At 37.9% G+C, this 15,086-nt stretch carries 11 protein-coding genes; 9 read left to right on the top strand and 2 right to left on the bottom strand.

Annotated elements, in window-relative coordinates:
* The first annotated feature begins 53 nt into the window (after positions 1-53).
* Both CBW18_RS00820 and CBW18_RS00815 read left to right on the top strand, forming a co-directional pair.
* Positions 54-770, top strand: a complete 717-nt coding sequence (locus CBW18_RS00820; RefSeq protein WP_088299369.1) for a hypothetical protein — start codon at positions 54-56, stop codon at positions 768-770.
* 219 nt (positions 771-989) lie between these two features.
* A complete protein-coding gene (locus tag CBW18_RS00815) occupies positions 990-3,410 on the top strand; it encodes a TonB-dependent receptor (protein WP_088299368.1) in 2,421 nt (806 codons plus the stop codon).
* Between the two features lie 88 nt (positions 3,411-3,498).
* Here the strand turns inward: CBW18_RS00815 and CBW18_RS00810 are convergent, their stop codons facing one another.
* Positions 3,499-4,722, bottom strand: a complete 1,224-nt coding sequence (locus CBW18_RS00810) for an MFS transporter (RefSeq protein WP_088299367.1) — start codon at positions 4,720-4,722, stop codon at positions 3,499-3,501.
* Between the two features lie 278 nt (positions 4,723-5,000).
* Between CBW18_RS00810 and CBW18_RS00805 the strand changes: the two genes are divergently transcribed.
* Positions 5,001-6,950, top strand: a complete 1,950-nt coding sequence (locus CBW18_RS00805) for an amino acid permease (protein WP_088299366.1) — start codon at positions 5,001-5,003, stop codon at positions 6,948-6,950.
* Positions 6,951-7,304: 354 nt separating this feature from the next.
* Here the strand turns inward: CBW18_RS00805 and CBW18_RS00800 are convergent, their stop codons facing one another.
* Positions 7,305-9,284, bottom strand: a complete 1,980-nt coding sequence (locus tag CBW18_RS00800) for a KUP/HAK/KT family potassium transporter (RefSeq protein WP_088299365.1) — start codon at positions 9,282-9,284, stop codon at positions 7,305-7,307.
* 232 nt (positions 9,285-9,516) lie between these two features.
* Here CBW18_RS00800 and CBW18_RS00795 point away from each other — a divergent pair, with 232 nt between their 5' ends.
* The 6 genes from CBW18_RS00795 (at position 9,517) to CBW18_RS00770 (ending at position 15,028) form a co-directional block, all read left to right on the top strand.
* Positions 9,517-9,996: a T9SS type A sorting domain-containing protein gene (locus CBW18_RS00795; protein WP_088299364.1), complete on the top strand. Its 480-nt coding sequence runs from the start codon at positions 9,517-9,519 to the stop codon at positions 9,994-9,996.
* A 69-nt stretch (positions 9,997-10,065) separates the two neighbouring features.
* Positions 10,066-10,677, top strand: a complete 612-nt coding sequence (locus CBW18_RS00790) for a fumarylacetoacetate hydrolase family protein (RefSeq protein WP_088299363.1) — start codon at positions 10,066-10,068, stop codon at positions 10,675-10,677.
* Between the two features lie 3 nt (positions 10,678-10,680).
* Positions 10,681-12,414 (top strand): M23 family metallopeptidase, encoded by a 1,734-nt coding sequence (locus tag CBW18_RS00785; protein ID WP_088299362.1) that lies wholly within the window; start codon positions 10,681-10,683, stop codon positions 12,412-12,414.
* Positions 12,415-12,531: 117 nt separating this feature from the next.
* The gene (gene bcp / locus CBW18_RS00780) at positions 12,532-12,996 is read left to right on the top strand and encodes a thioredoxin-dependent thiol peroxidase (RefSeq protein ID WP_088299361.1); all 465 of its coding nucleotides are present in this window, start codon (positions 12,532-12,534) and stop codon (positions 12,994-12,996) included.
* Between the two features lie 55 nt (positions 12,997-13,051).
* Positions 13,052-13,897 carry a transketolase gene (locus CBW18_RS00775; protein ID WP_088299360.1) on the top strand — a complete coding sequence of 282 codons (846 nt, stop codon included), beginning with the start codon at positions 13,052-13,054 and terminating at the stop codon, positions 13,895-13,897.
* Between the two features lie 171 nt (positions 13,898-14,068).
* Positions 14,069-15,028 (top strand): transketolase family protein, encoded by a 960-nt coding sequence (locus CBW18_RS00770; RefSeq protein WP_088299359.1) that lies wholly within the window; start codon positions 14,069-14,071, stop codon positions 15,026-15,028.
* The last annotated feature ends 58 nt before the right edge of the window (positions 15,029-15,086 follow it).

The following is a 15,086-nucleotide window of genomic DNA, read 5'->3' as shown; positions in this document are numbered from 1 at the left end:
CCGCGACTTTTCTATTTTTAGAAAAAACATTTATGCGCATCCTTAAAACAATAATGATCATTTTAACATTTGCAACAAGCATTTGTTACGCACAGCAAAATAATACCATACAGAAATATAGCTTAACCGGTTTCATCAATAAAAAGATTCCGGTTGAATTAAATATTTCCGTTTATAATCAGCTCATTTTAGGAAATATCAGGTATTTAAATACCAGGTTGAAACAGCCAATTAAGGTTATTGGCCATGTGGAAGATCAAAATCAGTATTCGATGCATGAATTTGAAAGAGATGGAAATATTAGCGGAAGCATTTATGCCGCGCTCAAAAACAATAAACTGGAAGGCAACTGGTCGGCAACCAAATCAGATACCAGTTATAACGTCATGCTGGCGATTAAAACCAATAAAAATCTTAAGCCGGAAATATTTTCACCTCTTAAACCAGATCAGCTGGCAGGTGAATATGCTTATCAATACGGTGAAAAAGGGTATCAGGGAAACATCACCATCAAAAAAATAAGTGGTAACACCTACAGTTATGATATTGGTTCGGTTACGCATGATCCCGGAAGAAACATTGCTGATGCATCAGGAAAGGCTATTTTAAAAAATAACCAGCTGATTATACAGGTGAACAAATCCTGTACATTCAAAGTTAAATTTTACAATGGTTTTTTAATCATTTCGCAGGAAAGTCCAGGTCAATTAAACGATTGTGAATTCGGATTTAATGCCACCTTAGAAGGCATTTATCTGAAAATTAAATAGTAACCTGAATCAGTTACCTGTATCGTAGACATAGCACATTCTCTTTTCCATTAAATATCCCGACGTGATATATCCATTACAGTCATTTTACTACTAATTGTGAAAATTTGTTAATTAGGTTAAACAGTGTTAAATATCCAATTTGATCTGTTTAATGCATTAGTTTAGGTTTAAATCTTTCAGAAAGGTCATCTAAACCATTAAGCTAATCAACTAAAAATGAAACCATTTACGCTTTTTCTCATACTTTTCCTGCTATTCCAGTTTTCTTTAAAAGCCCAGGAACATACAGGTAAAATTTCAGGCATTTTAACAGATGAAATAGGAAATCCAATAGCAGCAACCATTATTCTGATCAGCATAACCGACACATCCTTTCGAAAAATGACGGTTGCTACTGAAGGAAAGTTTTCTTTGAAGAATTTAAAAAGCGGAAAATACCAGATGATGCTTAGGGCAGTTGGCTATAAGGATATTATTGAAAATATAGAGATTAACCCATCGAGATTACTGGTTAGTAAGGATTTCATATTGGTTTCTATTTCCAATAATCTTGGCAGTGTTTACATTGCGGCGAAGAAACCTTTAATAGAAAGATTTAACGATAAAGTTATCATGAATGTAGAGAACAGTATCATTTCAACAGGGAACAATGCCCTGGAAATTTTAGCTAAAATACCAGGTGTTTCTGTTAATCAGGATGGGATCATCAGTGTGCTCGGAAAATCAGGTGTTCATGTTTTAATTGACGGGAAATCAACTTACTTATCTGCAGCGCAACTGGCCACCAGGTTAAAATCCCTGAGCGGGAATGAATTAAAATCAATTGAACTGATGACCAGTCCGTCAGCCAGATACGATGCCTCCGGAAATGCTGGAATTATTAACATCAAACTAAAGAAGAATTCGAGCCTTGGCACCAACGGAAACATAAATTTAGGATTTGGTTATGGCAAAAATCCTAAGAGCGACGCTGGCATTTCATTCAATCACAGCAATAAAAATTTCAATATCTTCGGAAGTTACGCTAACCAAAACAACCAATACCAAGAAGATTTGAATATCACTAGAATTAGTCCTGATGGAATTTCTGACCTGTATTTTCATCAATACAATACTCAAATTCGTTCATCGCACAATAATAATTATAAACTTGGCCTGGATTATTTTATAAATGAAAGGAATACGATTGGTTTCTTGACAAGTGGCTATTTTAATCATGGTCATGACAGCTCAAATGGAAAAACCAATATTGGAAAAAATTTCATGGAAACAGATTCTTCCATTGTAGCAGATAATCCATCTACGAGCAAATATCGGAACCAGGCCTATAATATCAATTATAAATCTGTAATTGATACACTTGGGCAAGAGTTTACTATAGATCTGGATTATGCAGAATATCAAAATGAAGAATGTACCGTATACAATAATTATTTTTCAGATGTAAATGGAAATCAATACAAGTCGCCTTTAACCTTCAGGAATTTAACACCGTCACATATTAAAATCAGAGCGGCTAAAATTGATTATTCATTACCGTTAAATCCTAAAACTAAATTTGATTTTGGAATAAAAAGCAGCTGGGTAGTTACAGATAATGATTTCCGTTTCGAAAACCAGGTAGCTTCACACTGGCAGAATGATCAATCCAGGAGCAATCAGTTTATATATGATGAAAATATCAATGCCGTTTATGTAAACTTTAAACATGAATTCAAATCAACTGGTATTGAACTCGGTTTGAGGGCAGAACAAACCAATTCGGAAGGCAATTCTATTAGTGAACAAAAGGTTGCTAAAAGAAGTTACCTTGATTTTTTCCCAAGTATTTCCATAAATCATTCGGTATCAGAAAATAATCAGTTAGGCTTTTCATACAGCAGGAGAATAGACAGGCCGGATTATAAATCGCTAAATCCCTTTGTTTATTTTGTTGATTTGTATACTTTTAGTCAGGGAAACCCGTTTTTGAACCCACAGTATACCAATGCTTTTGCATTCTCTTATAACTATAAAAAAAAGCTTAATATTTCATTGGGTTACAGCATAACTGATAATTTGATCATGGATGTATTACTGCCAGATAACGCAAAAAAAACACTTTACCAAACGGTTCAAAACCTCGACAAACAGTTTTCTTATCATTTAACCATTGGTGCTCCAACAACCATAACTCAATTCTGGAATATGGACAACACGGTTACAACTACTTATAACCAGATAAAATCAGCAAATTTAGGCGGAACAGATTATAATAGAAAGAAAGCAAATTTCACATTGAACAGCAGTCATAGTTTTACATTATCACCATCAGCTGCTGCGGAATTATCAGGTGAATTTACATCTGCCCAAATTTATGGCAGTTATGCCATTAAACCCTATTACGGACTTGATTTCGGGTTAAAGAAATCATTTCTCGCCAAAAAACTGCAGATGAAATTTGCCTTCAATGATATTTTAAACAGCAGAAAAACAAGAATAAGCAGTGCGCTATCCGGACTGAATTATAATTTAAGCCAAAAACAAGAAAGCAGAATTTTCAGGCTTAGCCTGAATTATGCTTTTGGCAGCAACAGCACAAGGGCGACCAGAGAAAGGGAAAAAAGTGTAGCGGATGAAGAAAACAGGATCAAATAAAAAAGTGGAGCTATATAAGCTGTAAGCTAAGCTAATTTATATATTGATTGCCACACAGATCCTCATCTACATCAGCTTACTGTATGTCTTATACCACCTCACTATTTTTATCTCGTGTTTTCATAATGACAAACATCACCATTACCGAAATTAAGATCATCACCAAATAGCTGTAACTTAAATTTCGCTCATCCTTGGCAGGGAAAAGATTAACGACACCATAACTCAGGAAGGAAACAATTACATATGTAATACCCCCTGTTAAGCCACCCGCAATCCCCGCATTTTTCGGGAACTTGCTTAAGCAAAAGGTAAAATAATTATTGAATGTATAACCGGCCCCAATATGAATGATGAAAGCGAAAAAAATCAGTGAATACAGGTTGCTGATGAATTGCAGACTGATGATCATCAAGATCACAAACAGGAGCTGCAAGGCTGCGTTAATAGCAAGTCTGCTAAAAAATGGACGGTTAATGGTAGCCTTGCCGATAAACCCACCTACCATCCAGGCAAAACCCAAAACCAGCGAGCTGTACCCCGCAATAACCGGAGAAAACTTAAGGTCGTGTTCAATAATAAAGGGACCCGTCATATTATAAACCATCACCATACAGTACGCCAGGCCCAGCATCACAATGCCAAGGGTAAAGCTACTGGTTTTTACCATCGTGACATAGATGCCCGTTATTTTTTTCAACTGAAACTCAGTAAAATGTTTTAGTGTTTCCCCACTGAAAAGAAATTCAAGTAAAGCAAAAATAAGCGCGAAACCAGCTAAAAAGTAAAAATTTGATTCCCAGCCAAAGGCAGTTTGTAAATATCCGCCAACAAAGGGTGCAATAATTGGCCCGGTAGACCAGATGATAGAAAACAGGCTTAAATAATGCTTGAGCTGATCACCTGCAAACAAATCAACAAAATAGGCACGTTTGGCTACAACAATGCATCCAACCGTTAAACCATGGATTACCCGCATCAGATAAATCAGATAGATATTATGGGTAACGGCAATCACTATACTCGCTGCAGCAAAAATCAATAAGGCATAAAGGCAAATTTTATAACGCCCGAAACTATCCAGCACACTGCCAATAAACAATTGCGAAACACCATAACTGATCAGGAAGATACTCAAGGTTAGCTGAACCTGGATACTGCTGACGTTCATCTTGCCGGCCATAGTGGGCAGCGAGGGGATATAAATATCTGTAGCGAAACCCGAAAGTGGAATCAAAGCAAATGCGAGCATCGTGGCTATTTTTTGATTCTTTTCTTTAATATAAGAGACATTGTGATTTACGGCTTGCATGGGTAATAAATATTATAATCAAATAAATTTTTCCTTATATAAATTGACTTGATTGGTTCAAGTTGACAAAAGTATCGTTTTAGCCCATGGATAAATTATGTCAATCAAATAAAGGATAATGTTTTTCAAATAATTGCACATTTTGACACTTTACCAATAATACCTGATTTTTGATCTCCATTTGGGTCAAAATAATGATGCTTTGAAATTTATATCCTGCTTTAAACGTTTTTAGCTGATATTTTTTTAAGTTTGAAGAATACTACAAGCAAATAAAAATGTTCGAAAAGCTATTCAGGAAGAAATCTATTTCAAAGATATTAAAGGATGCAGCAGGAGGCTATGGCGATCATGAAAATACACTTCACAAAACACTGGGGGTACGGGATTTAACCGCATTTGGTATAGCTGCGATTATAGGTGCCGGAATTTTCAGCACCATAGGCAAAGCCAGTGCAGATGGCGGACCAGCAGTAATTTTTCTATTTATTTTTACAGCCGTTGCTTGTAGTTTTGCCGCTTTTGCCTATGCAGAATTTGCATCTATGGTTCCGGTTTCAGGAAGTGCATACACTTATTCTTACGTTGCTTTCGGCGAACTGATCGCCTGGATTATCGGCTGGTCACTGATTATGGAATACTCTATCGGAAACATCACGGTGGCAATTTCCTGGTCGGATTATTTTACGGGATTACTTTCTACCATCCGAATTCCTTTTTTGGGTATTGATGGGATCCATGTACCCGACTGGGCAACAATGGATTACTTAAGTGCCTATAACGGACACGAACATGCCGAAGCATTACGGGCAGCTGGTAAAAATATTGCTGCCCTGGATCCCGCTACCGCCTTAGCAAATAACGCATGGCTTACCGCACCCCAAATTGGAGGTTTTCACCTAGTGGCTGATCTCCCGGCATTAGGTATCATTATATTAATCACCTGGTTAATTTACAGGGGTATGAAGGAAAGCAGAAATGCCAGCAATGCCATGGTAGTGGTAAAATTAGCGGTGATTATGCTGGTACTGGCGGTTGGTATTTTCTATGTTGATACCAGAAACTGGAATCCCTTCGCACCAAACGGGGTGTCGGGAATTTTAAAAGGAGTATCGGCCGTTTTCTTTGCTTACATTGGTTTTGATGCGATTTCTACCACTGCAGAAGAATGTAAAAACCCGCAGCGTGATCTACCCCGCGGAATGATGTGGGCGATCATCATCTGCACTATTCTATATGTTGCAATTGCACTTGTACTCACCGGAATTGTAAAATCAGATACCCTTGCCGTTGGCGATCCACTGGCTTTCGTATTTGATCAGATTGATTTAAAACTGATGAGCGGAATCATTGCCGTAAGTGCCGTTTTTGCCATGGCCAGTGTACTTTTGGTATTTCAGATGGGACAACCCCGAATCTGGATGAGTATGAGCAGGGATGGACTATTACCTAAATCATTTTCTAAAATTCACCCAAAATATAAAACACCATCCTTTGCAACCATTGTAGTAGGCTTCGTAGTCGCAGTTCCTTCACTTTTCATGAATTTAACCATCGTAACCGATCTTTGTTCTATAGGTACGTTGTTCGCATTTGTGCTGGTATGTGCCGGCGTGCTGGTATTACAAAACCGCCCTGATGTGCAGCGTGGTAAATTCAAAATCCCCTATCTTAACAGTAAATTCATTGTTCCTGTTGCGTTCATTGCTGCATTGGCCTTCGCTTTTGTTCAATTTCCAAAGGAAACCAGTGCCTTCTTTTTTAATACCCCAAAAACGGTTACTACTGTAAATTTTGTCACCTCTTTAAAGGGTGAGGAACTGCAGATGGTAAAAGAAGAAATTGTTAAGGATGCTGTGCCACAAATTATCCTTTCAGAAAAAGTAGATGCAGAATCATACCTCAGTGCTTTACCTGGTAATCGTTATGAGCAGTTTATTGCAGCATCAAAGGTTTCTTTTGATAAGAAATATGAAACAGGCTGGAGTTTGTTTAAACATAAGATCCCGATGTGGATTTTTCTGATCATCTGCGTGGTCATCTCGTATTATTGCATTACTAAAAACCTATCCCTGATTCCTGTTTTAGGATTAATCAGTTGCTTATACATGATGTGTGAACTGGGCATATCCAACTGGATTGGCTTTGGAATCTGGCTGGTTATCGGACTAATCGTTTACTTTGCATATGGATACAGGCATAGCAAACTGGCACATCCTGAAGTTTAATTTATTTCTAATAAGATACTGATGATGAGAAAGTGTCCGCTATCGGTTTACTCCTCATGAACAGGTATCATACGCCGATCTTTATCATAATGAAATCAGTTTCGGTCCGTGGAGACACATGACCGATAAGAAAATCCCCTATCGGTTGGTGACTCACCAACCGAAAACAGGTCCTTTAGTTTTCATTGGATAGCATACGTTATCACCGCTTTTTAAACACAAAAACAGTTAATGCTATCAATCCTATTCCAGAAAGAATAAGGTAATATTCACTATGTGCTAAACCATTTACCTTAGCGGCTGGCCCGGCAATAAATAATAAAACAGCCAATACAATCAATAAGTTCCTGATCATTATACCGCTAATCTGTTCAACTCAATATCATCAGGTGTTACAAATATTAACGGAACTTTCTCTACATCTACATAACTGCTGTCCAGTCCAAAACTACGTTCTTCTGATAAACTTAACTTTTTAAGGATAAAATAATAGTCCATAATCTGGCGTTCATAGAAACTCAGTTTGGTAAATTTAGACAGGTGTTTCTCCAGCAATACAAACCTGAAATCGCCGGCAATTTTATGTTTGTTTAAAGAAGTATACTGACTGGTAATATCAATCTCCCCATTTTTAACCAGCTCTTCCACTACTTTACGATAAAGCAGGTTTACCCGTTGCTCTACCCTGAAGCCCAGTCTGAAATCAATCCTGATTAATTTACCGGGGATTAAAAACTCCACTTTGTAATCCATGGTATAAGGCTCATCCATCACGTCTACGTGAACCAGCCAATACACATCTGCCCGCTTAGGTTCCTTCTGGATAATGGAATAAATAATCTTGGATTCAATCTCCGTTTTAAAGTTTGCGCTGGTTAAATAAACCAGTTGTGAGGAATATTTCGGAACAGATTCATCACTGCTCAGTTCGCTTAAAATCGGATAATAATCTTCAATCTCCACATATTTTACAAAACGGTTTTTAATTTTTCTGGCCACAAACCAGCTCCACATAATAGTAAATAATAAAGATCCGATAAATACCGTCACCCATCCGCCGTGCACAAATTTGGTTAAGTTACTCACTAAAAATGTTCCCTCAATTACAATGTAAGTGAGGAAGAAAATTAAAATGGAATATTTAGGAAACCGCCTGCTGCGCAGATAAAAACTCACCAGAATCGTGGTCATTAACATAGCGATGGTAATGGATAAACCATAGGCTGCATCCATGCGTTCTGACTCTTTAAATAACAAAACAATTCCACAGCAACCAATCCATAACATCCAGTTGATAGAAGGGACATATAACTGGCCTTTTGAAACCGTAGGGTAAACAATCCGGATTTTTGGCCATAGGTTTAAACGTACAGCTTCTGATATCAGGGTAAATGAGCCGCTAATTAAAGCCTGAGAAGCTATAATTGCTGCCATTGTAGCTAGGATCACCATGCCGATCTGAAACTGTTCAGGCACAATCATAAAGAACGGATTCATTTTTGCTCCAGGCATGAAATTAGCGGAGTTTTGCAGAATCCAAACGCCCTGCCCCAGATAGTTAAGAATCAGGGTAAGCTTTACAAAGATCCAGCTGATCCGGATATTATTTCTTCCGCAGTGACCAAGATCAGAATATAAGGCTTCAGCCCCGGTTGTACATAAGAATACACCACCTAAAATATAAAATGCATTGTGATTGTTAGCCAATAAATGCACTGCATAATATGGATTTAAAGCCCTCAGAATGCTAAAATCTTTGATGATAAAGGTAATTCCTATAACCCCTAAAATGGCAAACCACACAAACATGACCGGTCCGAATAGTTTCCCAACCAAATTGGTTCCAAATTGCTGAATGATGAACAGCATGGTTAAAATGGTTAATACGATCGGAATAACCGGGACATCAAATTTACTCGTTAAACCTTCTATAGCTGAAGTTACCGTAATACTCGGTGTAATAATTCCATCAGCCAGTAAAGCACAGCCACCAATAATAGCCGGTACCACAAGCCATTTGGCTTTTTTCCTTACCAAAGAGAAGAGTGAAAAAATACCACCTTCTCCTTTATTATCAGCCCTTAAGGTAATAATAACATATTTAATGGTAGTTTGGAGTGTCAGTGTCCATATAATGCAGGATAGTACGCCTAAAACAACATCAGTCGTAATGGCACCCGGATGGTTAATTACACCATCTTTAACCCCCAGTATGATTTTAAAAATTGCGTTAAGTGTATAGAGCGGCGATGTACCAATATCTCCAAATACGATTCCTAAACTAATCAGAACCCCACCGGCGGTTAATGCATTAACATTTTTATGATTTGACACTTTATGTTTTTTTAGTGGGGCAAAAGTAAACTATGTATAACAAATTAACAACCAAATTATTGTGTATTTTTAACACGATCCAAAATGTATATTATTGTTAAATTGTGTTAAAATATCGCTTTCAAACAAAATGTTTAATTTCTTTGTTTAAAATTAATACATTTGCTTCAGCAATTTGATGAAACTCTACACTAGGATAACGTTACTCACAAAACTTGTATGCACAGGGTGTATGGTTTTGTTGTGTAGTTTAAATTCCTGGTCGCAACAAACTGACAGCATTCATTTTAGCTTAAAAAACAAAACCAGAAAAGCCATCAGAATTCCTGAAATCAAAGCCAATATCGAACCTTACAAACCCATGTTCGGATCGTTTGGATACTCAGGGGTTTACCATACCTACTCCAGTGTTACTAAAAGTCCGGCTGTAGCAACTAACAAAGACAAATTACTTACGGTAGTCAAAATTTATCCCAATCCTGTTGAAGATCAGTTAAATATTATTTTATCTATTGGTAAAGATGGCACCCAGACAACAATCAAAATTATTGATTTGCTGGGCAATGAAGTAGTCACCCTTGCAAACGAACGCTTAAATGCAGGAGAGCAAACCAAAAGCTTTGCAATCCCTAGCCGTTTAAATGCTGGCATTTACTTTTTAAGGGTAACCGCAGGGTCAGAAAGCCAGGTAAAGCGCATCTCAGTTTTATAAAATCATTTTCTTTTCTATTTTTGAAAAGGTATGGGCAATCTCATACTGCACACACCTTACCTTTAAGAAATGAAAATTATAGCCATCGGACGGAATTATGCCGAACATGCCAAAGAACTGAATAATCCGGTTCCCACTACTCCCGTGATTTTTATGAAGCCTGATACGGCCCTATTAAAAGACAACAAACCTTTTTATCTGCCCGATTTTTCAGATGATATCCATTATGAGCTTGAAGTAGTGCTGAAAATCTGCAAAGAAGGAAAGCATATTGCCGAAAAATTTGCTTCAAATTATTATGACGAGATTGGCCTGGGAATTGATTTTACAGCCCGGGACATCCAAAGCAAACATAAAGAAAAAGGCCTGCCCTGGGAACTGGCGAAAGGATTTGACCATTCCGCACCGGTAAGTATCTTTTTGCCTAAAAGCGATTTTGAAGATTTATACCTGATGAACTTCGAATTGCAAATTAATGGCGAAACACGTCAGCATGGTCACACTAAAGATTTATTGTTCTCTTTCGAGAAGATTATCAGTTTTGTATCGCAGTATATCACTTTAAAAAAAGGTGATTTGATTTTTACAGGTACACCTGAAGGTGTTGGCCGAGTTCATCAGGGTGATAAATTAGCCGCATGGCTGAATGGCAAACAACTTTTAAATTTTGAAGTTAAATAAGGAATGATTAAAAAACCGATCCTGCACCTATTTAACCTCTCACTTTTTATTTGTTGTTCTATCACCGTTAATGTACTTCATGCGCAGCAGATATTCAGCAATAATAAATATCCCATTACGGATTTTCGGCAACCATTGGACATTGCACCTCCTGCCCTGGCGGGTTCATTTGGCGAACTAAGAGGTAATCACTTTCACTCGGGCGTGGATTTCAGAACCAATCAACGCGAAGGTTATCCTGTTTATGCGGTTGCAGATGGCTATATTTCCAGGTTAAGGGTTCAGAACAGTGGCTTCGGACAAGCGCTTTATATTAATCACCCGAATGGTTTCACTACCGTATATGGGCACTTACAACGTTTTGCACCAAAAATAGCTGCGATTGTAAAAAACCTGGAGTATGAGAAAAAATCATTTGAGATTGATGAATTTCCCGATGCCACATTGATTCCTGTACATAAAGGTGAAGTAATTGCCTGGTCTGGTAACCGGGGAAGCTCTGGCGGTCCGCATTTACATTTCGAAATCAGAGATACCAAAACTGAAGAAACCATTAATCCACAATTTTTCGGCATTATCATTCCAGATAATATCCCGCCTATTATTCATGGATTATACGTTTACCGTTTAAACGGCAAAACATTTAATGAATTTACACCCAAACAAGCTATTGGCATTACAGGAGCGAATGGCAATTATAAAACTGTTGCCCCTCTTAGTTTAACGGGCGAAGTTGGATTTGGGGTAGTGACTACAGACCGGCATAATGGTGCATCTGGCACCAATGGGGTGTATTCTATTCAGCTGGAAATGGATGGGAAGATGATCTATACTTCTGCGCTGGAACGTTTTGCTTTTGAAAACAGCAAGGCGATTAATTCGCATATTGACTACCCCACATACCTAAATACGAAAAGAAGTATTCAGAAAAGTTTTGTCGATCCCGGAAATCCTTTAAAAATTTACAGCGGATTGGTGAACAGCGGAAAAATTAATTTCAACGACGGCGCCGCACATCAGCTTCGGTATATCATTACAGATGCTAAAGGGAATGCGTCCATTCTACCTTTTACCGTAAATGCAGGAAGTGCACCAATTATGGCACCTATTATTCCATCAGGCATAATTTATCCCTATGGGAAAGTGAATGAATTTAATACAGAAGACATTAAAGTAGTTTTCCCAAAAGGAACCTTGTATAATGATTTAAACTTTGTTTATAAAAAGCTTCCGAAGCCGGCAGGAAATGCGTGGTCTGCTGTCCATCAAATTCATAACCGTTATACCCCACTTCACATTGGGTTTGATTTATGGATTAAGGCTGATCAGCTTCCGGAGAACTTAAGGTCAAAAGCACTTATCGTCAATTCAAATGGCTCTACACAGGGAGGATCTTATGATAATGGATTCGTAAAAGCAACACCTAGAAACTTTGGAAGTTTTTACATTGCTGTTGATACCATTGCACCACGAATTTCTCCTATCAACATCATCGAAGGAAAAAGCATGTCAGGTCTATCAAGAATGAACTTCAGGATCAGTGATAATTTGTCTGGCATTAAAAGTTTTAATGGTTACCTGGATGGTAAATGGATTCTCATGGAGTTTGATGCGAAAACAGCAACGCTTTGGCACAGCTTTGATGAGCGAACCACTTCCGGTAAGCATACCTTCGAACTCGTGGTGGCCGATATGAAAGATAACACAAGAAGATACACGGTACATTTTTCCAAATAGATGGTACAAATGTTTTAAAATGTCATCTTTTAAAAGATCGCGAACAGGATACTAATTTAAACTGTTTACATTGCAGCATTAAATTTAAATATTAATCAAAATTCAATCATTTTATATATGGCAGAATTAAAAGAAGGTGATCCGGCACCAGCAATTACATCGAAGGATCAAAACGGAAATGAAATTTCACTAAATGATTTTAAGGGTAAAACCGTAGTGCTTTACTTTTACCCCAAGGATGACACACCGGGCTGTACAGCTGAAGCATGCGATTTCAGAGACAATTATCAGGGGCTGCAAGCCAAAGGCATTGTGGTTTTAGGTGTTAGTGTAGATGATGAAAAATCACATCAAAAATTCATTACCAAGCACAACCTGCCCTTTACCTTACTGGCCGATACCGAGCAGAAAATTGTAACAGATTATGGTGTATGGGCTGAAAAAAACATGTATGGAAAGAAATATATGGGCACTGTTCGTACCACATTTATTATAGATGGTGAGGGTAAAATTGCCCATATAATTAAAAAGGTTGACACTAAAAACTCAACCCAACAGGTACTCGATTTAATCAATAACTAATTATAATATAGCAAGTAAAATATTAACTTTGCTATGAACAACAACCTCGTATTTAATGAAACATACAATTAAAGAGCTAGAAGATATTGCCTCACAAATCAGAAGAGATATCGTTAGAATGGTTCACGGATGTCAATCTGGACACCCAGGCGCTTCGCTTGGATGTGCTGATTTCTTTACAGCTTTATATTTTGAAGTACTGAACCATAAAACAGATTTTACCATGGAAGGTGTTGGTGAAGATTTATTCTTCTTATCTAACGGACACATTTCTCCTGTTTGGTACAGTACACTGGCACATGCCGGCTATTTTGATAAAAGTGAATTGGCCACTTTCCGTAAGCTGGATTCCAGGTTACAGGGTCACCCAACCACACATGAGCATTTACCTGGAATCCGTATTGCATCCGGATCATTAGGTCAGGGATTATCAGTAGCCATTGGTGCTGCTTTAGCCAAAAAGTTAAACGGCGATCAATCTCATATTTTTGCCTTACTTGGTGATGGAGAATTACAGGAAGGTCAAAACTGGGAAGCAGCAATGTTTGCGCCGTTTAACAAAGTGGATCATTTAATTGCTTCTGTTGATTATAACGGACAGCAAATTGATGGCCCAACCAGTAAAGTACTTGCATTAGACGATTTACAGGCAAAATTTGAAGCTTTCGGATGGCATGTAATCAATACTGATGGTAATGATATGCAGGCTATTGTGGAAGGTTTGCATTATGCTAAAACTTTAACAGGAAAAGGTAAACCGATCTTAAATTTAATGAGTACACAAATGGGTGCAGGTGTTGATTATATGGTAGGTTCGCATAAATGGCACGGTACGGCCCCAAATGATGAGCAACTGGCCTCAGCATTGGCGCAGTTACCAGAAACTTTAGGGGACTATTAAATTAGATTTGAGACTATAGATAGGAGATTTGAGACTAATTGTCGCATAATCTCACCTCTAAAATCTCATCTTACATATCTAAACTAGATTTGAGACAGTAGATAGGAGATTTAAGACTAATTGTCGCATGATCTCCTATCTCATATCTCATATCTCATATCTAAAAACAAAATGAAAAAATACACATATACAGAGAAAAAAGATACACGTTCGGGATTTGGTGCTGGCTTACATGAGGCAGGAAAGAAAAACGAAAACGTGGTTGCCTTATGTGCCGATTTAGTTGGATCGCTAAAAATGGATGCTTTTATCAAAGATTTTCCGGAGCGTTTTACACAGGTGGGTATTGCAGAAGCCAATATGATTGGTATTGCAGCCGGAATGACAATTAATGGTAAGATTCCTTTTACCGGAACCTTTGCCAATTTTTCTACAGGTCGCGTTTACGATCAGATCCGTCAGTCGGTAGCTTATTCTAACAAAAATGTTAAAATCTGTGCTTCACACGCCGGATTAACTTTGGGTGAAGATGGTGCAACCCACCAGATCCTGGAAGATATCGGTTTAATGAAAATGTTGCCGGGAATGGTGGTGATTAATCCATGCGATTACAACCAGACGAAAGCCGCAACTATGGCTATCGCAGAATATGAAGGTCCTGTTTATCTACGGTTTGGCCGCCCGGTAATTCCGGTATTTACAGATCCTGATCAAAAGTTTGAGATTGGTAAAGCCTGGATGGTAAATGAAGGAACTGATGTAACCATTATTGCAACAGGCCATATGGTATGGAAAGCCATCGAAGCTGGTGAACAACTGGCTGAACTGGGCATTGATGCAGAAATCATCAACATCCACACCATTAAACCATTGGATGATGAAGCCATTTTAAAATCGGTTAAAAAAACAGGTTGCGTAGTAACCTGTGAGGAGCACAATAAATTTGGTGGTTTAGGTGAAAGTGTTGCGCGTTTATTAACGACCGAATTACCTACTCCGCAAGAATTTGTAGCTACAAATGATACTTTTGGCGAAAGTGGTACACCTGATCAGTTAATGTCTAAATACGGCTTAGATGCAGTTAACATTGTTGAAGCAGTTAAAAAGGTAATTGGAAGAAAAAAAGCTTAAATTAAGTCACTTTAAAGGCACGAAGAACGCGAAGAAAAACTTGGTGGTCTTGGTGCCT

The organism is Pedobacter sp. AJM, from assembly GCF_002197755.1.
Lineage (GTDB): Bacteria > Bacteroidota > Bacteroidia > Sphingobacteriales > Sphingobacteriaceae > Pedobacter.
This window is presented reverse-complemented; position numbering and strand designations above follow the sequence as displayed.